Consider the following 20,196-nt stretch of genomic DNA (forward strand, 5'->3'; position numbering starts at 1 on the left):
TCAACCAAACATTTGTTAGTTGGAAAGGTAGCAGCGATGACTGACACGCGACAGGTGGTCGTCGTCACCGGCGGCACCCGCGGCGTCGGCGCCGGAATCGCCCGCAGCTTCCTCGCCGCCGGGGCGTCCGTCGTGGTCTGCGCCCGCAGGCCGCCCGAGAAACCGGTCGAAGCGGCGGGCGCCACCGCCGAGTTCCGCCCGCTCGACCTGCGCGACGCGGAGGCGGCCCAGGACTTCTTCCGCCAAGTGGCCGCGGACCACGGCACGGTGGACGTCCTCGTGAACAACGCGGGCGGCACCCCCTTCGGCCTGCTCGCCGACTCCGCCCCGGCCCGCCAGGCCAAGATCGTCGAACTGAACCTGCTCGCCCCGCTCTACGCCTCGCTCGCCGCGTACGAGGTGATGCGCGGTCAGGAGGCGGGCGGCAGCATCACGATGATCGGCAGCGTCAGCGGCGCCAGGCCCTCGCCCGGCAGCGGGGCCTACGGCGCGGCGAAGGCCGGCCTGGAGAACCTCGCCCGCACCATGGCCGTCGAGTGGGCCCCTGCCGTGCGCGTCAACACGGTCGTCCTCGGCCTCGCCCGCACCGAGAGCGCCCACCTCCACTACGGCGACGAGGAGGGCATCGCCCAGGTCGCCCGCACCGTCCCGCTCGGCCGCCTCGCCGACCCGTCCGACGTCGGCGACGCCTGCGTGTTCCTCGCCTCCGACCGCGCCCGGTACATCAGCGGCGCGGCGCTCCAACTGCACGGCGGCGGCGAACGCCCCGCGTTCCTGGACGCCGCGTCCGTCAACCACTGATCCTCGCCGAGGGAGTTGCCGCATGTCTTCAGCCGCCACGTCCGGAATCTGCGCGGGCCGCGTCGTGATCGTCACGGGCGCGGGCCGTGGCCTCGGCCGTGCGCACGCGCGCGCGTACGCCGCCGAAGGCGCCAAGGTCGTCGTCAACGACCTCGGCGTGGGCCCCGACGGATCGGGGGAGTCGGGCGGGCCCGCGCACGACGTCGTGGCGGAGATCCGCGCCGCGGGCGGCGACGCCGTGGCGCACGGCGGTGACATCGCGACGTCCGAGGGCTCGGCCTCCCTGGTGGCCGCTGCCCTGGACACGTACGGCCGTCTCGACACCCTCGTCAACAACGCGGGGTTCCTGCGCGACCGGATGCTGGTCAACCTCGACGAGGACGACTGGGACGCCGTGATGCGGGTCCACCTCAAGGGGCACTTCCTTCCCCTGAAGCACGCGGGCGCGTACTGGCGGGCCGAGGCGAAGGCCGGTCGCGCGCCGCACGCGTGCGTGGTCAACACCAGCTCGGGGGCGGGGCTGTTGGGCAGCGTCGGCCAGGGCAACTACAGCGCGGCCAAGGCCGGGATCCTGGGCCTCACCATGGTCGCCTCCGCCGAACTGGCCTCCTACGGAGTACGGGTGAACGCCATCGCACCCGCCGCCCGCACGCGCATGACCGAGCGGACCTTCGCCGAGACCATGGCCGCCCCCGAGGACGGCGGCTTCGACGCGATGGCCCCGGAGAACGTGTCGCCGCTCGTCGTCTGGCTCGGCTCCACGGCCTCCGCCGGTGTCACCGGCCGCGTCTTCGAGGCCGAGGGGGGCCGCATCACGGTCATGGAGGGCTGGCGCCCGGGCCCGACCGCGGACAAGGGCGCGCGCTGGGCCCCGGCGGAAGCGGGCGAGACGGCACTGAAGCTGCTGGCCGCCGCGGAGGTGCCGCAGGCGGTGTACGGGGCGCGGTGACGCACGCGTGTGTGCGGGTGGGGTGGGTGGGCGTGCGGCGGGTCCGGAGGTTGAGGGGAGAGGGCGGGGCCGGGGCTCCGGACCCCCTCCTGACCTGCCACGTTAGGGTGAGTACCCCCTGCCCCGCATGCCTTTGGAGCTCGCCCCATGCCCCCGCGCACCGTCCTGATCCTCCAGCACGTCGAGGTCGAGAGGCCCGGCCTGATCCTGGACGCGCTGGACGGGAGTGGACTCGACGTCGACGTCCGCAATCTGCTCGACGCCACCGACAACCCCGAGGCCACCGACGCCTCGGCGAGCGACCTCCCGCCGGTGTCCGAGCTCGCCGGGCTCGTCGTGATGGGCGGGCCCATGAACGCCGACGACCTGGCGGGTCACCCCGCGCTGAAGCTGGAGCGGGACCTCCTGGCGGACGCGCTGCGGGCCGGTGTTCCGACGCTCGGCGTGTGCCTGGGGGCCCAACTGCTCGCCCGCGCCCAGGGCCTGGCCGTCCGCACGGGCGCCGAGCTCGGCCGTGACAGCGAGATCGGCTGGGCTCCGCTGCACGACGTGGACCACGACGACCCGGTGGTGGGCCCGCTGGCCGACGCCCCCGCCGTGCTCCACTGGCACGGCGACCGCATCGTGCCCGACGCAGGCACCCGCGTCCTCGCCCGCACCGTCACCACCGAGTGCCAGGCCTTCCGTGCGGGACCCGTGGCCTGGGGGCTCCAGTTCCACCTGGAGGTCACGCCCGGCCTCCAGGACGACTGGCTGGCCGAGCCGTCCTTCGCCACCGAGGCCACCGAGGCGCTCGGCCCCGACGCCACGGACCGGCTGCGCGCCGACGCCCGCGCCGTCGCCCCGACCCTGCGTCCCCTGGCCGAGCGGAGCCTTGCCCACCTGCGCTCCCTGTTCGTGGCGCGCGCCGGGCTCTAGGCCTTCTCCGCGTCCTCCTCCGCAAGGACCCGCCGCGCCACCGCGAACGCCGCGTTGGCTGCGGGCACCCCGCAGTAGACCGCCGTCTGCAACAGGACCGCGCCGATCTCCTCGGACGTGAGGCCGTTCCCGCGGGCCGCGCGCACGTGCAGGGCCAGTTCGTTGAGGTGGCCGTGGGCGACCAGCGCGGTCAGGGTGATCATGCTGCGCTCGCGGCGCGTCAGCGTGGGGTCGGTCCAGATCTCGCCCCAGGCGTAGCGGGAGGTGAAGTCCTGGAAGCGCTCGGTGAGGGCCGTGGTGTTCGCCTGTGCCCGGTCCACGTGCGCGTCGCCGAGCACCGCGCGCCGCTCGGCGACGCCGCCGCCCGGCACCCCCGTGAAGTGGGCGCGCAGCGCGGCCACCACCGCGTCGGGGCGCTCCACGGGCGCCAGGTGCGAGGCGCCCGCGAGTTCCACGAGACCGGCGCCGGGCACCGCGTCGGCGATCTCCCGGGCGTGGGCGGGCGGTGTCGCCGGGTCCTCGCGCCCGGCAAGGACCAGCGTGGGCGCGGAGATCGTCGGCAGCGCCTCCCGCAGGTCGTACGAAGCCAGCGCGTCGCAGCACGCGGCGTACGCGTCGGGGTCGGCCGCCCGGTGGTCCGCGACCAGGGCGGGTACCGTGAACCCGGGCGTGAACCAGCGCCGCGGCGCCGTTTCCGAGAGCCCGGCCAGGCCTTCGCGGCGTACCAGCTCGGCCCGCTCCCGCCACGGTTCGGCGCCGCCGAAGTGCGCCGACGAACAGATCACGGCGAGGCTCGTCACGCGCGCGGGGTGGTGGGCCGCGAGATGCAGTCCGACCGCGCCGCCGATCGACACCCCCGCGTACGCGAAGCGGTCGATGTCCAGGGAATCGGCGAGCGCGAGGACGAGGGCGGCGAGTTCGGCGACCGTCGCGCCGGGCCCGATGAGCTCGGCGGGGGAGCCGCCGTGCCCCGGCAGGTCCCAGCGCACGACCCGGTGGGTGGTGGAGAGTTCGGGCGCGACGGCGTCCCACAGGGCCGTGGAGGTGCCCAGGGAGGGGCCGAGGAGAAGCGGGGGAGCGGTGCGTGCTCCCTCGACGGTGTGGTGCGGCAGGCCACCGCTCGTTCCGTTGGTCATCGTCGCTCCGGTGCGTGGTCGGTGGGGGTGACGCTGGCGTCGGTGTGGTGGGTGGGGGTGGTGAGTTCGGTCGGGTCGATGTGGAGGTCCTTGAGGGTGGGTGCGTCGGCGAGGGCTTTTGTGAGTGCGTGCCCCTCGGTGGTGGGGTGCGGCAGGCCACCCCTCGGTTCGTCGGTCAACGTCGCTCCAGCGCGCGGTCGGTGAGGGGGCCGGCGGAGCCGGTGTAGCGGGCGGGGTCGGTGAGTTCGGCCAGGTCGACGTCGACGTCCTTCAGGGCGGGTTCGTCGACAAGGGCCTCCGCGAGGACCTCCGCGAGCGCACGCCCCTCGGCACGGGTGCGCCGTGCCGCGTCGGTCAGCAGCTCCTTCGCGCGGGCCCGCCCGACGAGTGGCGCGAGCTCGGCGGCAAGGCGCTCCGAGACGATCAACCCGCCGGTGAGGTCCAGGTGTTCACGCATCGCCGCGGGGTGCACGCGCAGGCCCTCGGCGAGCTCCGCCGCGTCACGGGCCGCGCCGCCCGCAAGGCGCAGCAGGTCGCGCAGCGGCTCCCACTCGGCGTGCCAGGCGCCCGCGGGCCGCTCGTCCTCGGCGGCCAGCGAGCCGTACAGGACGGCGGCGAGGGCGGGCGCCCGGCGCGCGGCGGCGGCGATGAGCGTGGCGCGGACGGGGTTCGCCTTGTGCGGCATCGCGGACGAGCCGCCGCCGGCGCCTTCGGAGAGCTCGGCGATCTCGGTGCGCGAGAGCGTGAGCACGTCGACCGCCGCCTTGCCGAGGGCGCCCGCGGTGAAGGCGAGCGCGGAGGCGAGGTCGGCGACGGGCGTGCGCAGGGTGTGCCAGGGCAGCACCGGCACGCCCAGCGAGAGTTCACGGGCGAAGGCGGACAGGAGCTCCTCCGCGGCGCCGCGCCCGCCCCCGTACGCCTGGAAGGCCGCCAAGGTGCCCGCGGCGCCGCCCAGTTGCACCGGCAGGCTCTCCCGTACCCCCGTGATCCGGTCCCGCGCGTCGAGGACCAGCGACCGCCAGCCCGCCGCCTTCAGGCCGAACGTCGTCGGCACCGCGTGCTGCGTGAGCGTGCGGCCCGGCATCACCGTGTCCCGGTGCGCGCGGGCGAGCCGCGCCAACGCCCGCTCCGTGCGCGCCAGATCGTGGAGGACCAGGTCCAGCGTGCGCGCGGCAAGGAGCATCAGCGCCGTGTCCAGGACATCCTGGCTCGTCGCGCCCCGGTGGACATACGGCGCCGCCTCGTCGGGCACCGCCGCCGTCAGCGCCGCCACCAGCGGGATCACCGGATTTCCGCCCTCCCGCGCGCGGAGGGCGAGGTCGCGCACGTCGAAGCGGCTCGCGTCGGCGGCCGCTTCGCCGATCACCGCGGCCGCCTCCCGCGGGACCGTGCCCACCCCCGCCTGCGCGCGGCACAGCGCTGCCTCTGCGTCCAGCAGGGCCTGGAGGAAGGCGCGGTCACCGGTCGTCTCCTCGGCGGGGGAGCCGGCCGAGCCGGGCGAGAACAGGCCGCTCACGAGGGCTCCGGCGCGGAGTCCGCGCAGCCCGCGAAGTCCAGGAACACCGTCTCGCCCGCCCCCTGGAGACGGATGTCGAATCGGTACGTACGAGGCGACTCGCTCCGCGCGATGAGCGTGCCGCGCCGCTCCGGGTCCAAAGAGGCGAGCAGCGCGTCGCCGGGTTCGTCCACCACGTACGCGCGCGTGTAGAGGTGGTGCAGCAGCCCGCGCGCGAAGACGGCGAGCGAGATGTACGAGACACCGCCGGGAGGCAGGGTCCGTACCGCCCAGTGGCCGTCCGTGTCGGTCGGCACCCGGCCGAACCCGGTGAACGCGACGCCGTCGCGCCCCACCACCTGTCCTGTGACGGGGTCGCGCCGCAGTGACCCGGCCGCACCCGCGCGCGAGCCGTCGGGGGCGGGCTGCCAGGTCTCTATCAGGGCGTCGGGGACGGGCTGTCCGGCGCCGTCGTACACGTACCCGTGGAGCGTGATCGTGTCCGGGTGCCCGCAGGGCGCCACCTCGCCGCCGCGCGGGAAGGGCAGCGCGTAGCCGTAGAAGGGCCCGACGGTCTGGGAAGGAGTGGGAGGGTGCGTGGCCATCAGTGCTGCTCGCCTTCCTCGAAGAGGGTCGCGGACGGGCCGTCCAGGACGATGTCCCAGCGGTGGCCGAGTGACCACTCGGGCACGGACAGGGAGTGGTCGTAGGCGCACACGAGGCGCTGGCGCGCGGCCTCGTCGGTCACCGAGCGCAGTACCGGGTCGTACGGGAAGAGCGGGTCCCCGGGGAAGTACATCTGCGTGACCAGGCGTTGGGTGAACGCCGTGCCGAACAGGGAGAAGTGGATGTGCGCCGGGCGCCAGGCGTTGACGTGGTTGCGCCACGGGTAGGCGCCCGGCTTGATCGTCGTGAAGGAGTACGTGCCGTCGTCGTCGGTCAGACAGCGGCCGAACCCCGTGAAGTTGGGGTCGAGGGGCGCCGGGTGCTGGTCCAGCTGGTGCGCGTACCTGCCGGAGGCGTTGGCCTGCCACAGCTCCACCAACTGGCCGCGCACGGGCCGCCCTCGGCGGTCCAGGACCCGCCCGCTCACGGTGATCCGCTCGCCCAGCGGCTCGCCCGCGTGCTGCCGTGTCAGATCGCGGTCCAGGGCGGTGACGTCGGTGACGCCGAACGCGGGGCCGCTCAGCTCCACCGCCTCGGGGTCGTGCAGCGGGATCAGCGGCTGCTTGGGGTGGCGGAAGTGGCTGCTGCGGTAGGGCGGGTAGTCGCGCGGCGGGTGGTGCTCGGCGGCCGACGTGGCCTGTGCCTCGGCGACCTCGGTGTCGATCGCGTCCTGGCTCAGGCCGTCGGGCAGGGGTGCGGTGGTGGTCATCCGGTGCGTCTCCGTGGTGGTGTGACGGCGTTCGGGTCAGCGGGGGCGTGACGGGGGTGGGGCAGCGGGGACATGGATCTCGGCTGCGGTCTTCGAGGCGATCTCCTCGACGGTCACGGAGGGCGCGAGCTCGGCCAACTCCAGGCCGCGTCGGGTCACTTCGAGGACGCCGAGGTCGGTGATGATCCGGTCGACGCAGGCCCGCCCCGTCAGCGGCAGCGCGCACTCCTGGAGGATCTTCGGTGAGCCGTCCTTGGCGGTGTGGGTCATGACGACGATGACGGCGCGGGCGCCGTGCACGAGGTCCATGGCGCCGCCGATCCCGGTGATCATCTTGCCGGGGATCGCCCAGTTGGCGAGGTCCCCGCGCGCGGAGACCTGCATCGCCCCAAGCACGGCGACGTCGATGTGGCCGCCGCGGATCATCCCGAAGGAGAGCGCCGAGTCGAAGAAGGAGGCGCCGGGCAGGACCGTCACGGTCTCCTTGCCCGCGTTGATGAGATCCGGGTCGACCTCGGCCTCGGTGGGGTAGGGGCCCACTCCGAGGATGCCGTTCTCGGACTCCAGGACCACCTCCACGCCCGGCGGCAGGTGGTTGGGGATCAGCGTGGGCAGTCCGATGCCCAGGTTCACGTACTGGCCGTCCTGGAGCTCGTGTGCGGCGCGGGCGGCCATCTCTTCGCGGGTCCAGGCCATCAGCTGTTCACCGTGCCGTGTGCCGCAGGGGCGGACTGTGCCGCAGGGGCGGCCTGTGCCGCAGGGTCGGACTGTGTTGAAGGGACGGACTCTGCCGAAGGGGCGGACAGCGTGCGCCGTTCGATCCGCTTGTCCGCCGCCTGCTCCGGCGTGAGGGCGAGCACGCGCTGGACGAAGATCCCCGGCAGATGCACCTCATCGGGATCGATCGCGCCCGGCTCCACCAGCTCCTCCACCTCGGCGACGGTGACGCGACCCGCCATCGCGGCAAGGGGGTTGAAGTTCCGCGACGACCTGCTGAAGACGAGGTTCCCGTGCCGGTCGCCCTTCGCCGCCCGCACCAGCGCGACATCCGTGCGGATCCCGCGCTCCAGGACGTAGGGCGTGCCGTCGAACTCCCGCACCTCCTTGGGCGGCGAGGCGAGCGCGACCCCGCCCTGACCGTCGTACCGCCACGGCAGCCCGCCGTCGGCGACCTGTGTGCCCACCCCGGCCGGGGTGTAGAACGCGGGGATGCCCGCGCCGCCCGCGCGCAGCCGCTCGGCGAGCGTGCCCTGCGGGATCATCTCGACCTCCAGCTCGCCACCCAGGTACTGCCGGGCGAACTCCTTGTTGGCGCCGATGTAGGAGCCGGTCACGCGGGCGATGCGGCCCGCCGCGAGGAGTACCGCGAGGCCCGAGTCCAGCGCTCCGCAGTTGTTGGACACCACCCGCAGGCCCGAGACCCCGGACTCGTGCAGCGCCCGTATCAGCTCGTTCGGCACGCCGCTCAGGCCGAAGCCGCCGACCGCGAGCGACGCCCCGTCCCGGACGTCGGCCACCGCGTCGGCGGCCGTGGCCACCACCTTGTCCATGCGTGCGGTCCCCTCTCCCTCGTCTCTTCGTCGGCCCAACTGCTCGGGGCCCAACTGCTCGGGCCAATTACTCAGGGCACTGACTATTTCGGCGAGGGTAGGAGGAGCGGAACCGCCTGACAAGAGTGGGAAGTACGCCGAGAGGCAAGCGGGTATTGTTCAGTGCACCGACGAAAGACGCCGACGAACCGGAGGACCTCATGGCCGCGGTGGACCTTGCCACCCACCCCGGGCACCTGGCCCGGCGGCTCCAGCAGGCGCACTACCTCCTGTGGAACACGATGGTGTCCGAGGAGATCACCTCGCCGCAGTTCGCGGTCCTCAACGCCCTCGTCGCCGAGCCCGGCCTCGATCAGCGCACGGTGGGCGAGCGGGTCGGGCTCGACCGGTCCACCATCGCCGAGGTCATCAGCCGGCTGATCCGCCGCGAACTGCTCGACAAGGTGCGCGATCCGCAGGACGGGCGCCGCTGTCTGCTGCGCCTGACCGACGAGGGCAGGCGCACGCACCGGAAGCTGACGGTGCGGACGGCCCGGATGAACCAGGTCTTCCTCGCCCCGCTCTCCGGGGACGAGCAGGCCGTCTTCTTCGATCTGCTCCAGCGCGTGGCGGACGCCGCCGAAGGGCTGCGCAACCCCGCGGAGCCGCTCGCGGCCCCCAGAGCCTGACCGCGCCGGGCCCGATCGCGCTCACGCCTTCGCGTACACCACCCACACCTGCCCCTTCGCGAACGGCAGGGGCTTGCCGTCGGCGGTCGTGAACTCCGTCCCGTCCTCGGCCGTGGTGCGCTTCCAGCGCGCGTCGTAGGCACGGCCCTCGCGCAGGACGCGCGCCTTTCCCTCGCCCACCGTCTCGGTGAACGGCGAGACATTGCCGGAGCGGTCGTGGAAGCGGGAGGGCCGCACCTTTGCGTACTGCACGACGACCGTGGACGCGCTCAGTTCCTTGCCGCCGGACGTGCGCGCCCGCTCGCCGTCCATCGTGATGCGCCAACGGCCCTCGTACTCCACCCAGTCGAAGGTGAAGCGTGCCGCCGGGAAGCGCACCGTCCGCCGTGTCTCGGGCGTACCGCCCGCGGGCTTCGGCCCGAACCGGATCCCCGCGCTTTCGAGGGCACCCGCGCGCGGGGAGACCTTCAAGGCGTCCGGACGCAGGAAGAGGTTGTGCGGCGCGGGCTTTCCGCCGCCCCGGTAGTAGGCGTCACGGGGTGCCTTCCCCGGCGGCACGGCCCGCACGGGAGCGTCGTCGATCAGCGGCAGCAGCTTGGACTGTGCTCCGGAGAAGGCGAGTACGGGGCGGTCGAACTGTCGCAGCAGTTCGATGTCCGTCTCACGCGCGCTGCGTACGGGGCCGATGGCGGGCGGCAGCCGGGACGCGTACACCGCCATCAGCCGGCTGAGCCCCGCCTCCACCTGCTCGACGTACACGAGGTCCGCGGCGTCCAGACCGGTGTGCGGACGCGCCGGACGTACGTTGTCGATCTTCACGGCGAGGACGGTGCCGCCCCCGCCCGCCCCCGACGGAGGCTTGCCGTCCGCCCCCGAGGGGTCGATCGTGCAGCCGGACGCCAGGGCGGCGAGTGCGATCGCCACCGCCGCCCCTGTCCGTACGCGCGTGCGTGTCCGCCGTCTCGCGGAGAGCCGTCTCATGGGGAGGTCCTACCCCGTACGCGCCTTCTCGCAGCCCTCAGCCCAGATCGAGGGCGTTGGGCAGGCCGAGCCGGTGGCGGGTGCGGTCGTGTCGCTTGAGGAGTTCGATCGCGGGGACCCGGTGCATCGGCGTCACCATGCACGGCTTCTGGTCCGAACCCACCTGTTCGAGCAGGGCGTTGACGGCCTGACGCGCCGAGGCGTTGGCGCCTTCCATCGTCGCCAGGTCGATGTCCACGGCGACATAGTCACCCGACAAGAACAGGTTCGGGATCTTCGTGGCGGCCGACGGGCGGTTGTGCAGCGTGCCCACGGGGTGGATCAGGAGTTGGTCCTCGTTGGTGGGGTTCGGCGTGCCGAGGCCGTCGACGCCCGGGTCGAGGAACCACGAGTGCAGCTTGCTGTCGCTGAGGACCGTCTTGCCGGTGTCGTTCAGGGCGGCCTTGAGCTGCGCCCACACCTCCTTGGCGACCTCCTCGCGGGTGCACTGCTTGGCCGTCTTGCCGTACAGGATCCCCGGCTTGTCCCACTCGGAGATGTCCACCGACAGGCAGTCGACCGCCGCGCCGTCGCCGTAGTCGGCGGGGAAGTCGCGCTCGGGCCAGTGGGCCGCCTGGGCGATGCCGGTCAGTGACCAGGGGGAGTCGATGAGGTTGAAGTGCCCCTTCACGGTGGCGGGACGCTCGGTCAGATAGAACTGGATGCCCGTCATCCAGTCCGTCTCCAGCTTGTCGCAGCGTGCCAACTGGGGGTCGGCCGCCTTGAGTTCTGCGCTCCACGTCCTGCGCGCGTGCTCCACCGGCATCGCCTGGACATAGTGGTCGGCGGTGATGTCGCGCCGCGCGCCGTCCGGGTCCTCGATCACGGTCTTGGTGATGCGGCCGTCGCCGAACGCCAGCTCGCGCACGGTCCAGCCGATCTTGAACTCCACGCCGAGCGACTTCAGATGGGTCACCCACGGGTCGATCCACGCCTCGTTGGTCGGCGCGTTCAGGATCCGGTCCGGCGGGCCGTCGGCGCCCTGGCCGAGCGCGTTGAAGACGAAGGCCTCGCCGAGCGTGCCGACGGTGCGGGTGCTCGCCTCCTCGGCCTTCGTCGCGACGATGTTGCGGGTGACGCCGATCGCGAGGATGCGCTGGTAGTCCTTCGACATCCGCTCGGCGCGCACGAACTCCCACCAGGGCGTCGACTCCCAGTCGTCGTCGCGGCGTTCGTCGCAGCTGGTGAGGAAGACCAGGGCGCGGTTCACGAAGTACGCGACCTCGTGGGCCGGCAGGTTGAACGCGGTGTCGAGCAGCGCCGTCAGGGCCCGCCGGATGTCGTCGAGTGTGAGCTTCTCCGGCTCGCTGCCCGGCCAGGGGATCGGCATGCGGATGTCCTCGCGGCCGGTGCGCGCGAACGACATCTCGTGGGGTGCGACGAGGTTGTCCCACACGCCGTTCGCGTTCCCCGCGAAGGGGATGCGGCGCATCGTGTCCGGGAGGTTGTGGTAGATCCCCGGGATGAAGCGGAAGCCGTGCTCGCCGGGCAGCGGCTTGCGGTTGCCCTTCGCGCTGTTCGGTACGTCCATGCTGCGGGCCTTGCCGCCGAGCTCCCTGCGCTCGTAGACCGTGACGGCGAAGCCGCGCTCCGCCAGCTCATGGGCGGCCGTGAGTCCGGCGACACCGCCGCCGAGCACGGCCACGGTCTGCTTCGCGCGCGGGGCGTTTGGCGTGGCTGCCGCCGCGGGCAGCGCCCCCGCGCCCACGCCGAGCGCGGCCGCACCGCCGACCGCCGCGGCTCCCGCGACGAACCCCCGCCGCGTGCTTCCCTCGGCACGACTGTGCCCCATGCCCCGTCCCCCTTACCGTCGGTAACTGACGTGTCAGGCGCAGGAGCATACGGTTGCGATCACTGGGGTGGAAGGTGCGGGGGAGCCGCATCGCACATTGGCGTGAATGTGGTGCTCGGGAGGGGCTCGGGGTACTCGGGGTACTCGGGGTGCTCGGTGGGCCCTTCAGGCCCGAGGGTCGCCCAGGACATCCGCCAGGGAGTAGCTCACTGGCTCCTCCAGCTGGGCGTAAGTGCAGCTCTCCGGGGCGCGGTCGGGGCGCCAGGTGCGGAAGCGGGCCGTGTGGCGGAAGCGGCGGCCGCCCTCCATGTGGTCGTACGCCACCTCGCAGACCCGCTCAGGGCGCAGCGGCACCCAGGAGAGGTCCTTCTTGCCGGACCAGCGGCTCGGTGCGCCGGGCATACGGGCCGTCTCGTGCGCGGCCTCGTCCGTCCACGCCGCCCACGGGTGCCCGTCCGCGGACTCCATCCGCAGCGACTCCAGCTCCTCGACGAGCTCGGCACGGCGCTTCATGGAGAAGGCCGCGGCGACCCCCACGTGCTGCAGGGCGCCCTCGTCGTCGTAGAGGCCGAGAAGGAGCGAGCCGACGACGGGCCCGCTCTTGTGGAAGCGGTAGCCCGCGACCACGCAGTCCGCCGTGCGCTCGTGCTTGATCTTGAACATGAGGCGTTCGTTCTGGCGGTAGAGCAGGTCCGGCGGCTTGGCGATGACGCCGTCCAGGCCCGCGCCCTCGAACTGCTCGAACCACTCACGCGCCACGCCGGGGTCCGTGGTCGCCGGTGCCACGTGGACGGGGGCCGTGACGCCGGACAGGGCCTTCGCCAGGAGGGCGCGCCGGTCGGCCATCCGCACGTCGAGCAGCGACTCGTCCATGAGGGCGAGGAGGTCGAACGCCACGAACGAGGCGGGGGTGCGCTCGGCGAGCAGCGTGACCCGCGAGGCCGCGGGATGGATGCGTTCCGTGAGCGCGTCGAAGTCGAGGCGCCCGTCCCTGGCGATGACGATCTCGCCGTCCATCACACAGCGTGCCGGAAGGCGCTCGCGCAGGGCCGCCACCAGCTCGGGGAAGTAGCGGGTCAGGGGCTTTCCCGTGCGGCTGCCGATCTCGATCTCGTCGCCGTCGCGGAAGACGATCGCGCGGAAGCCGTCCCACTTGGCCTCGTACTGCATGCCCGGCGGGATCTTCGCCACGGGCTTGGCGAGCATGGGCTTCACGGGAGGCATCACCGGCAGATCCATGCCTCGATTCTGCGGTGCTTTGCCGTGTATCGCCCGGTGTGCGATGTATGTCCGGCACGCTTAGCGTGGCTCGCATGGGTGCAGCGAAGGGCAAGAGCGCGGCCGTGGAGATCGAGACGGGGGAGCGGACGGTGCGTCTGTCCAGCCCCGACCGGGTGGTCTTCCCCGAGCGAGGATTCACCAAGCTGGACCTCGCCCGGTACTTCGTGGCCGTCGGCCCCGGCATCCTGCGCGCGCTCAGGAACCGGCCCACGACCCTGGAGCGCTACCCGGAGGGCGTGACCGGCGAGTCCTTCTACCAGAAGCGCGCCCCGAAGAACCTGCCCGACTGGATCCCGACGGGCACCATCGCCTTCCCCAGCGGCCGCACCGCCGACGAGATCTGCCCCACCGAGGTGGCCGCCGTCATCTGGGCCGCCCAGTACGGCACCCTCACCTTCCACCCCTGGCCCGTGCGGCGCGACGACACCGACCACCCCGACGAACTCCGCATCGACCTCGACCCGCAGCCCGGCACGGACTACGCCGACGCCGTGCGCGCCGCCCACGAACTCCGCGCGGTCCTCGCGGAGTTCGGCGGCCTGGAGGGTCGGCCCAAGACCTCCGGAGGCCGTGGCCTGCACGTCTTCGTGCCGATCGAGCCGCGCTGGACCTTCACCGAGGTCCGCAGGGCCGCCATCGCCTGCGGGCGCGAGCTGGAGCGGCGGATGCCGGACGCGGTGACGACGGCGTGGTGGAAGGAGGAGCGCGGGGCACGGATCTTCGTGGACTACAACCAGACGGCCCGCGACCGCACCATCGCCTCCGCCTACTCGGTACGGGCCCGCCCCCACGCACCGGTCTCGGCACCGCTGCGCTGGGACGAGGTCGACGACGCCGTGCCCGAGGACTTCGACATCGCCACGATGCCGGACCGCTTCGCGCGCCTCGGCGACGTCCACGCGGACATGGACGACGAGGCGCACTCGCTCGACGCCCTGCTCGAACTGGCCGACCGCGACGAGCGGGACCGCGGGCTCGGCGACCTGCCCTACCCGCCGGAGTACCCGAAGATGCCGGGGGAACCGAAGCGGGTGCAGCCGAGCCGGGCTAAGCACGAGGAGTAGCCCGAGCCGCGAGGGTGCCTCCGCCCCTGGGGGGACGGGGGCACCGGGCGCGATGCTGCCGCCGCTACAACTCCTTGATCCTGATGTCCCGGTACGACACCACGTCCGTCACGCCGTGGACCTGGAGCCCGAGATAGCCGGAGGCGTACCGGCGGCCGTCCGTGCCCGGGTCGTCGCCGCGCGGCGGCACGAACTCCTGGCCGCCGACGTTGTCGAACTCGTTGATCAGGACGCCGTTGCGGTAGATCGAGTAGTGCTGGTCCACCACGCGGATCTCGTAGTCGTTCCACGTGCCCTTCGGGGTGACGCCGGCACCGGCGAGGCCCACCCGGTCGAAGCCGTAGACCGACCCCGTCTTGTACATGTCGCCGTCAGGACGGTCGAGCACCTGCACCTCGTGCCCGTACTTGATGGCGACCCACTCCGGACGTGACTCCTCCGGGTGGTCGTGGACCTGAGGGAAGCGCACGAAGACACCGGAGTTGGTGTTGCCGTTGCCCGGCGCGTCGTCCCGCCACTGGAGCTTCAGAGAGAAGTCGCTGTACTTGCGCTGCGGGAACCACAGCATGCCCATGCCCTGGACCGTGGTGGAACTGGTGAGGGTGCCGTCGGCGTTGAGACCGAACTTGCCGCCGCCCACCTGCTCCCACTTCTCGAAGGTCTCCTTGGTGCCGTCGAAGAGCTTGCGGTAGCCCTCGGTCTGGCCGGGCTTGCCGATGCCGGACTGCTTGGCGGCACGGTTGATCTTGTTGTACTCGCGCTGGTCGATCTCACCCGCCCTCAGGAGCTTGTCCGTCACTCCCTTGACGTGCTTCAGGAAGAGCGCGTGCGAGGTCCACTCCTTCTCGTCCTCGATCAGTTCGTTGATGCGGCAGCGGTTGTTCGTGACGCGGTTCGGGATGCCCGTGTCGACCGTGCCCACGATCACCGTCGACCGCTCGTCGAACTCGGGGCAGTTGGGGGCGGGGACCCCGCCGCCCTCCGAGACGGTGAACGACACGCTCTTCGCCTCGGCCGTGTTGCCGGCCTTGTCGCTCGCCCGGTAGGCCACGGAGTGGCGTCCCACGCGGTCCACGACGACCGGCGCCTCGTAGGCGAGGTAGGGGCCGCCGTCCAGGGAGTACTCGACCTTGGCGACGCCCGAGCCGGCGTCCGTCGCGGTGACCGTCACCTTCGCCCTGCCGAGGTAGGCGCCGTCCGAGTCCTTGTCGCCCTCGACCTTCGCCGACGTCTCCGGAGGCGTCTTGTCCTCGACCGGCGGCGCGACGACCGTGAACTCCTCGGCCTTCTCCGCGGCTTGGTTGCCGGCCTTGTCGGTGGCGCGGTAGCGGACCTTGTGGGTGCCCACCTCGTGGACCATCACAGGGGCGGAGTACGTGGTCCAGGCGCCGTCCCCGATCGCGTACTCGATCTTGTTGACGCCGGAGCCGGTGTCGGACGCCGTGACGGTGACCGTGGCCATCGCGATGTACTGCCCCTGGTCGTTCTTCTCGCCGGTCACCGTGGCCGACGTCTCCGGAGGCGTCTTGTCGTCCGTCGGCGGCGGAACGACCGTGAAGTCGACGGCCTTCTCCGCCGCGACGTTGCCCGCCTTGTCGGTGGCGCGGTAGCGGATCTTGTGCGTGCCGACCTGGTCGACGACCACGGGCGCGGTGTACGGCTGCCACGCCCCGTCCGCCCCGACCGCGTACTCGACCTTGTCGACGCCCGAACCCTCGTCCGTCGCGGTCACCGCCACCGAGGCCGAACCGACGTACGCGCCATCGGCGTTGGTCGTCCCCTCGACCTTGGCCGAGGCCTCCGGAGCCGTGGTGTCCTCGCCGCCGCCCTCGGTGACGACGAGAATGCCCTGCATCGACCCGTGGCCCGGGATGGTGCAGTGGTAGCGGTAGCGTCCCGGGGTGAGCGTCACCTCGGCGGTGTGCTTGCCGCCCTGCTCGTCGTTGGGGTTGGCCAGGATGTTCAGCGGGACGTCGTTGTTGTACTCCGGGTCGGAGACGTCGAACGTCAGCGTGTGCGGCATGCCCGTCGTGTTGCCGGTCGCCTCGCTGTTCTCGAAGACGATCGTCGTCTGTCCCGCCACCGCCGTGGTGGGCGCCGACTTGTACTTGGTGATGTCGTTGTCGGCGGTCCAGGTCAGTGTCTGCGCCGCGGCGAGCCCGGTGTTGTCGGGGCGTGCCGTCGCGGTGGTGGAGGTCAGACCGAGCACCATCAGGAGCGCGGCGAACAACGCTGTATACAGTCTTCGCCTTCTGGATGCAGTACGCGATATTCGAGATGCAGTACGCGATGTACGCGATGCACTGCCGATCGCATTCCAGGACGCCGGCATCATCCCGCCTTCCTCGCCAGGTCGTCGGCGGCCGGGGTCGCCGCGCCGCCCTTGTACGTCACGCGCCACAGCGCCGACTTGGCGTCCGAGGTGAAGAAGCCCCTGCCGTAGTCGAGGACGTACAGCGAGCCGTCCGGCGCGAACTTCCAGTCCATGAGGTTCTTGATGCCGTCGTTGCCGATCGGAATGATCTTCTTCAGGGATTCGGCGTGCACCGGGAGCCCGCCGCTGCCCACCGTCTTCGGGTCGGTGAGCACCGCGTGCCGCGGCTGGTCGCCGTCGTAGAAGTCACCGACGAACCACTTGCCGTCCCAGTAGGAGGGCCACTTGTCGGCGCTTGCGTCGGCCGCGTCGTAGCGGTAGACGGGGCCGTTCATCGTCGCCTGGCCACCGCCCTTGAGCCACGGCAGGAGCTGCTTCTGCTCCTCCGTCCTGTAGCTCGGCACGCCGTTCGCGTCCCGGGGGTAGTCGACGCCGCCGCCCTGCGGGGAGTACCAGATGGTGTTGGGCTCGGCAGGCGGGATCTTCACCAGGCCGTCGTTGTTGGGCGACTCGTTCTTGAGGTTCTTGCAGTCGTACCAGCCGAGCGGCTTCGTCGGGTCCGGCAGATTGCGGTCGCGGTAGGGCTGGTTGTTGCCCATGCAGTACGGCCAGCCGCGGTTGGAGGCGTGGGTGATCGCGGCGAACGTGTCGTACTTCGCGGGGCCCCACGTCGTCGACGGCGCGGGGGCGTCGGGGCCGACCCATCCGGCGTACAGCGTGTCGGTCTTCTTGTCGACGGAGATGCGGGCGGGGTTCCTGACGCCCATCACATAGATCTCGCCGCGCGTCTTGCCGCCGCCCTCGTCCTGCTCCTTGCCGGTGAAGAGGTTCCCTTCGGGGAGCGTGTACGTCCCGTCGGGCTCCGGGTGGATGCGCAGGATCTTGCCGTTGAGGTTGTTGGTGTTGCCCGCGGTGCGGCGGGCGTCGGCGAAGGAGACGCCCTTGAAGTTGGGCTGTGGGTTGTTGCCGGAGTAACCGTCGGTGAACCCGGAGGAGTTGTTGTCGCCGGTCGCGATGTAGAGGTTGTCCTTGGAGTCCCAGGCCATTCCGCCGCCCGCGTGGCAGCAACTGTGGATCTGCACCGGCCACTTGAGGAGCACCTTCTCGCTGGCCATGTCCAGCCTGTTGGTGGCCTGGTCCAGGGTGAAGCGGGAGACGTACCGCTCGGCCATGTGCGTCTCGCGGTTGATCTTCGAATGGGGCGTGTAGTGCAGGTACACCCAGCCGTTCTGCGTGAACTTCGGGTCGAGCTCGATGCCGAGCAGGCCCTCCTCGACCTTGATCAGCTCATCGCCGCCGCCCTTGTTGCCGAAGACCGACAGGGCGCCCGCGAGCGTCACCTTCTTGGTCTTGGGGTCGTAGACGTGGATCTCGCCCCTGCCCTTGCCGATGTCCGGGTTGTTCCAGTCGGTGACCACCGGCTGCGAGGAGTCGGCGCCGCCGCGGCCGATGTAGAGGACCCGCCCGTCGGGCGCGGTGACCAGGCCGTGCGGCTCGCCGATCTGGTCGTTCTGGCCGGGCTGGTTGGGCCGGGTGAGGCGCTCCGCCTTGTAGTTGGCGTCGATCGTCGCCTTGCAGTCGGCGCGCGCGATGCGGGTGGTCCACAGCAGGGCGCCGCGCAGGTGGCCGCGGAAGTCCACTTCGTCGTACGACGCCGCCGTGCCGCCCATGCCGGTGTAGAAGGAGCGTCCGCCGTCGTAGTCGCGGCACCACGAAACCGGGTGGTCCCACCCGTTCTTGCCGTTGCCCGGCTGGTATGTCGTCTCCCGTACACGGGCGACCGTATGCACTGCACCGGAGGGGTTCTTCGTCCAGTTCAGCCACCGGTCGGGGCGCTTCCACTGGAGGGGCAGGTCCTTGGTCGCCGGGTTCTCGCGGTCGCCGACCTCGACGGTGGCCCGCTGGACGTTCGTCGGGCCGGCATCCGCGGGCCGGGCGCCGATCAGGCCGGTGAACCAGCTCGAGTACGGCTCGGCGCGGGCCGCGTCGTGGATGCCGAGGAAGCCGCCGCCGGCCTCCATGTAGGCCTCCAGGCCCGCCTCCTGCTCGGCGTCGAGGACGTCGCCGCCGCCGGTCACGAAGGTCACGGCGTTGAACTTGCCGAGCTTGGCCTCGTTCGTGAAGACGGCCGGGTCGTCGGTCGCCTCGATCCTGAACCGCTGGGCGGCCGGGCCCGACTGGCCGATCTTCTCGATCGCCTCGATGGCGGCGTCGACGACGGGGGACTCGTCGCCGCCCGCCGCCGAGCCGTGGAAGACGAGCACCTTCACGTTCGCGCCGCCGGGCGGCGACGGCAGGGACATCGTTGTCAACGGCGGTTCCGGGTAGGGCCGTGCCGAGGCGGCCTGGGCCGACAGCGCCCCGGTGACCAGGGCGCCGGACACCAGGACGGCCGTCCAGGTCCTGCGCGAGCGGTTCGGTCTGCGTCGCGCTCTGCTCAACCCTCGTACGCCCAAGGGTTCTTGATGCGGTGTGAGCCGCATGAGTACACCCACCCCTCGTCGGTCACAGCAACAGCGCCGACGAAGCTAGACCTCTTTCCGCAACTCGCCAATAGGTATCACCGCGATAGCGCAAACTTTGTCCTGCGTGTGGATAAACGAAGATCCCGTCGATACCGTGTGGCCGTCCCCGGGGCCTCTCGTGCCCCGTCAGTCTCCGTACCGCAGTGGGGAGTTCGGCATGGATGGACGCGGCATGGACAGGGCCGGTACGGGCAGGGCCGGTACGGACAGGACCGGCATGGACAGACGGAGCTTCAACCGGAGGATGCTCGCGGGCGGCGCGGCGGCGGCAGCCGGTGTGACATCGTTGTCGCTCGCGAACGCGCCCGACGCGCGCACGGCCGAGGCGCCGCCGAAGACGGCCCCCGCGGGCGGCGAGGTGAAGCGCATCAAGATGTACGCGGAGAAGCTCCCGGACGGGCGGATGGGCTACGGCCTGGAGAAGGGCAAGGCCTCCATACCGGGCCCGCTCATCGAGTTGAACGAGGGCGACACCCTGCATATCGAGTTCGAGAACACGATGGACGTGGACGCCAGCCTGCACGTCCACGGCATGGACTACGAGATCTCCAGCGACGGCACCCGGCACACGAAGAGCCATGTCGAGCCGGGCGGCAAGCGCACCTACACCTGGCGCACGCACGCCCCGGGGCGCCGCAAGGACGGCACGTGGCGGCCCGGCACCGCGGGCTACTGGCACTACCACGACCACGTGGTCGGCACCGACCACGGCACCGGAGGCGTGCGCAAGGGCCTCTACGGCGCACTGATCGTGCGGCGCAAGGGCGACCTGCTGCCGGACAAGACCTTCACCATCGTCTTCAACGACATGACGATCAACAACAAGGCGGGCCACGACACCCCCAACTTCGAGGCCACGGTGGGGGATCGGGTCGAATTCGTGTCGATCACGCACGGCGAGTATTACCACACGTTCCATGTGCACGGTCATCGCTGGGCGGACAACCGCACGGGCATGCTGGCGGGCCCCGACGACCCGAGCCAGATCCTCGACGACAAGATCACGGGCCCGGGGGACTCCTTCGGCTTCCAGGTGATCGCGGGCGAGGGGGTGGGCGCCGGGGCCTGGATGTACCACTGCCATGTCCAGAGCCACTCGGACATGGGGATGGCGGGACTCTTCCTGGTCAAGAAGCCGGACGGGACGATTCCGGACTATGAGCCGCACCACGCGGGGGAGGCGAAGGGCAGCACCAAAGGCTCCGAGAAGTCGGGGACGTCGGGTCACGACCATCACTAGCCCTTAGC

18 protein-coding genes are annotated in these 20,196 nt (G+C 71.5%); 6 read left to right on the top strand and 12 right to left on the bottom strand.

Annotation, left to right across the window (positions count from 1 at the left end; all coding sequences use genetic code 11):
• Positions 1-36 precede the first annotated feature (36 nt).
• The 3 genes from AB0B50_RS06080 (at position 37) to AB0B50_RS06090 (ending at position 2,668) form a co-directional block, all read left to right on the top strand.
• Positions 37-801 carry an SDR family oxidoreductase gene (locus AB0B50_RS06080; protein WP_362326297.1) on the top strand — a complete coding sequence of 255 codons (765 nt, stop codon included), beginning with the start codon at positions 37-39 and terminating at the stop codon, positions 799-801.
• 22 nt (positions 802-823) lie between these two features.
• Entirely contained in the window at positions 824-1,750 is a 927-nt protein-coding gene (locus tag AB0B50_RS06085; RefSeq protein WP_362326300.1) for an SDR family oxidoreductase, read from the top strand.
• A gap of 147 nt (positions 1,751-1,897) precedes the next feature.
• Positions 1,898-2,668 carry a type 1 glutamine amidotransferase gene (locus AB0B50_RS06090; protein WP_362326303.1) on the top strand — a complete coding sequence of 257 codons (771 nt, stop codon included), beginning with the start codon at positions 1,898-1,900 and terminating at the stop codon, positions 2,666-2,668.
• On the opposite strand, the gene pcaD is transcribed toward AB0B50_RS06090, so the two are convergent.
• The 7 genes from pcaD to AB0B50_RS06125 are packed head-to-tail and all read right to left on the bottom strand — an operon-like array spanning position 2,665 to position 8,224.
• Positions 2,665-3,804 (bottom strand): 3-oxoadipate enol-lactonase, encoded by a 1,140-nt coding sequence (gene pcaD / locus AB0B50_RS06095; protein ID WP_362326306.1) that lies wholly within the window; start codon positions 3,802-3,804, stop codon positions 2,665-2,667. The genes AB0B50_RS06090 and pcaD overlap by 4 nt on opposite strands.
• On the bottom strand, positions 3,801-3,983 hold the full coding sequence (locus tag AB0B50_RS06100) for a hypothetical protein (RefSeq protein ID WP_362326309.1): 183 nt from the start codon (positions 3,981-3,983) through the stop codon (positions 3,801-3,803). The genes pcaD and AB0B50_RS06100 overlap by 4 nt, the downstream gene beginning before the upstream one ends.
• A complete protein-coding gene (gene pcaB, locus AB0B50_RS06105) occupies positions 3,980-5,320 on the bottom strand; it encodes a 3-carboxy-cis,cis-muconate cycloisomerase (RefSeq protein WP_362326311.1) in 1,341 nt (446 codons plus the stop codon). Before pcaB ends, AB0B50_RS06100 begins: the two co-directional genes overlap by 4 nt.
• Positions 5,317-5,904 (bottom strand): protocatechuate 3,4-dioxygenase subunit alpha, encoded by a 588-nt coding sequence (gene pcaG, locus AB0B50_RS06110; protein WP_362326314.1) that lies wholly within the window; start codon positions 5,902-5,904, stop codon positions 5,317-5,319. Before pcaG ends, pcaB begins: the two co-directional genes overlap by 4 nt.
• The gene (gene pcaH, locus AB0B50_RS06115; RefSeq protein ID WP_362326317.1) at positions 5,904-6,674 is read right to left on the bottom strand and encodes a protocatechuate 3,4-dioxygenase subunit beta; all 771 of its coding nucleotides are present in this window, start codon (positions 6,672-6,674) and stop codon (positions 5,904-5,906) included. Before pcaH ends, pcaG begins: the two co-directional genes overlap by 1 nt.
• 36 nt (positions 6,675-6,710) lie before the next feature.
• Positions 6,711-7,370, bottom strand: coding sequence for a CoA transferase subunit B (locus AB0B50_RS06120; protein WP_362326320.1), 660 nt, complete (start codon positions 7,368-7,370; stop codon positions 6,711-6,713).
• Positions 7,370-8,224, bottom strand: coding sequence for a CoA transferase subunit A (locus AB0B50_RS06125; RefSeq protein ID WP_362326323.1), 855 nt, complete (start codon positions 8,222-8,224; stop codon positions 7,370-7,372). Before AB0B50_RS06125 ends, AB0B50_RS06120 begins: the two co-directional genes overlap by 1 nt.
• 200 nt (positions 8,225-8,424) lie before the next feature.
• Here AB0B50_RS06125 and AB0B50_RS06130 point away from each other — a divergent pair, with 200 nt between their 5' ends.
• Positions 8,425-8,892 (top strand): MarR family transcriptional regulator, encoded by a 468-nt coding sequence (locus tag AB0B50_RS06130; RefSeq protein ID WP_362326325.1) that lies wholly within the window; start codon positions 8,425-8,427, stop codon positions 8,890-8,892.
• Positions 8,893-8,913: 21 nt separating this feature from the next.
• Here AB0B50_RS06130 and AB0B50_RS06135 read toward each other — a convergent pair whose 3' ends face one another.
• The 3 genes from AB0B50_RS06135 to AB0B50_RS06145 form a co-directional block, all read right to left on the bottom strand.
• Positions 8,914-9,873, bottom strand: coding sequence for a DUF3048 domain-containing protein (locus tag AB0B50_RS06135; protein WP_362326328.1), 960 nt, complete (start codon positions 9,871-9,873; stop codon positions 8,914-8,916).
• A 37-nt stretch (positions 9,874-9,910) separates the two neighbouring features.
• On the bottom strand, positions 9,911-11,704 hold the full coding sequence (locus AB0B50_RS06140; RefSeq protein ID WP_362326331.1) for an FAD-dependent oxidoreductase: 1,794 nt from the start codon (positions 11,702-11,704) through the stop codon (positions 9,911-9,913).
• A 165-nt stretch (positions 11,705-11,869) separates the two neighbouring features.
• Positions 11,870-12,943, bottom strand: a complete 1,074-nt coding sequence (locus tag AB0B50_RS06145; protein ID WP_362326334.1) for an ATP-dependent DNA ligase — start codon at positions 12,941-12,943, stop codon at positions 11,870-11,872.
• Positions 12,944-13,017: 74 nt separating this feature from the next.
• On the opposite strand from AB0B50_RS06145, the gene ligD reads away from it, so the two are divergent.
• Complete coding sequence (gene ligD / locus AB0B50_RS06150; protein WP_362326337.1) at positions 13,018-14,049, top strand: non-homologous end-joining DNA ligase; 1,032 nt, start codon at positions 13,018-13,020, stop codon at positions 14,047-14,049.
• 64 nt (positions 14,050-14,113) lie between these two features.
• Here the strand turns inward: ligD and AB0B50_RS06155 are convergent, their stop codons facing one another.
• Positions 14,114-16,261 carry a family 16 glycoside hydrolase gene (locus AB0B50_RS06155; RefSeq protein WP_362326862.1) on the bottom strand — a complete coding sequence of 716 codons (2,148 nt, stop codon included), beginning with the start codon at positions 16,259-16,261 and terminating at the stop codon, positions 14,114-14,116.
• A gap of 119 nt (positions 16,262-16,380) precedes the next feature.
• Positions 16,381-18,906, bottom strand: a complete 2,526-nt coding sequence (locus AB0B50_RS06160) for a ThuA domain-containing protein (RefSeq protein WP_362326340.1) — start codon at positions 18,904-18,906, stop codon at positions 16,381-16,383.
• 259 nt (positions 18,907-19,165) lie between these two features.
• Between AB0B50_RS06160 and AB0B50_RS06165 the strand changes: the two genes are divergently transcribed.
• Positions 19,166-20,188, top strand: coding sequence for a multicopper oxidase domain-containing protein (locus AB0B50_RS06165; RefSeq protein ID WP_362326865.1), 1,023 nt, complete (start codon positions 19,166-19,168; stop codon positions 20,186-20,188).
• Positions 20,189-20,196 lie beyond the last annotated feature (8 nt).

Origin of the sequence: Streptomyces sp. NPDC041068 (assembly GCF_040647455.1) — a bacterium.
Taxonomy (GTDB): Bacteria; Actinomycetota; Actinomycetes; order Streptomycetales; family Streptomycetaceae; genus Streptomyces.